Source organism: Microcoleus sp. S13C4 (genome assembly GCF_036700865.1).
Lineage (GTDB): Bacteria > Cyanobacteriota > Cyanobacteriia > Cyanobacteriales > Microcoleaceae > Microcoleus.
The window spans coordinates 1-1,475 of sequence record NZ_JAUBPS010000168.1 but is presented as its reverse complement, the minus strand read 5'-3'; the positions used below and the strand labels follow the sequence as shown (position 1 = coordinate 1,475).

Genomic DNA, 1,475 nt, shown 5'->3' with positions numbered 1-1,475 from the left:
TTTTAGCTGGCATTTTTGTAGAGATTGACTAAACTCATTTTTTATTATACCCTATTTAAAGGCACAACAGCTTATCATTATTTTTGAGATAGGCAAGCGTGTAACAATTATGCTGCCTATTTTTTTTTAGCACACATTGGCTCAATCCTTACAAAGGTATGGGTTTCAGGCTGGTTGTTACCCCCCCAGGGTTTTCAATATATTTTTTAACAATCTCTTCCGAGGCGTTACCCACTGTGCCGTAAAAATACAGCCTCTTTCATGTATATTTAGTACGCTGCATTCGGTAGAGAAGCAGAAAAAATGAAAATTTATGCGATCGAGTTTCGTAAAAAAATAGTTAAAGCCTATGAATCCTTTGCTACATCAGTTAGGGCGCTGCTGAAGTGTTGGGCGCGTAAATACAATATTAACACATCCTGATAGCTCGTTTGATAGGAAAAACTTTTTGTTATTCTACATCAGGCAGCAAGTTGCTCAGACATTCCCTTGGATTATTAATTCACTATCTAAAATTTGCTAATCTTCCGATGCCCTATCAAAATTAAAGACATTATTTTGGTCGTAGGCGATCGCCGACGTTGTTTAGTGATACCCTAATTCAGAAACGGCTTTTTATATAGTAATGTAATCGAGGCGATCAACGATCTTCGATTTGCCGTAAATGTCGCCAGATTTCTTGATGACATACGTGCCAAAAATACATGGCTAAATTCAGAAGAGCTAATAATTTAATGCCATCTTCTAATATCTCGTGTACTCCTTCACTTGGCAATTTTAAAGGATCCGCAAACCGCGAGATAGCCAACAATAGGAATGCTGCGACTAATGACAGGTAAGGAGTGGTTTTGATGTATCGCCAAAACTTAACTCCGTAAAAAAAAACAGCACTACCATAACACAAATAAACTAATTTTTTAGATATTCCCAAAGTAGAAAGAATCAAAGTCATCCGAAACCTGTCATCCAGGAAAAAAACTCCCATTAGTAAAGCACTAAAAAATAAGAATATCCCCGCTCGACTGCGTGGATCTTTCTGGCGCAACACTCCGAAAGTAAATGCACAAATTGCGACTGGGATGCACCACAGGATTTCGGAAACTCCCGTTAGAAGGCCTTCGTAAGGGAACACGTAATTAAAAGGATCCCTAAACAAACGTGCAACTCCGTCTCCCTGGTGGTTGAGTTTGCCGTATACGCTCAGCCCGCCCAAAATCAGAACAGTCAGAATGTTGAAAGGAGCTAAAAACGGTACACTAAAAAAGTGTTTTTTGAAAGCTTCTAAAAAATTTGACAATCGGGGAATGTGAGCGAATAAAGGTAGGTGCTTCATAAAAAATGTCTCCAAGCAATAGATTTGGTGTAATTGCTCAACTAGGGGAAAAAATGGAGCCATCTAATAGAGAGAGCTTGTTGAATAGATTGATAAGCAGTTAAACCTTGACGCTTCCCAGTATTGACAACTGAACGAACTG

At 38.7% G+C, this 1,475-nt stretch carries 1 protein-coding gene; it reads right to left on the bottom strand.

Annotated elements, in window-relative coordinates:
• Nucleotides 1–640 precede the first annotated feature (640 nt).
• On the bottom strand, nucleotides 641–1,333 hold the full coding sequence (locus QT996_RS28445) for a hypothetical protein (protein ID WP_333050851.1): 693 nt from the start codon (nucleotides 1,331–1,333) through the stop codon (nucleotides 641–643).
• Nucleotides 1,334–1,475 lie beyond the last annotated feature (142 nt).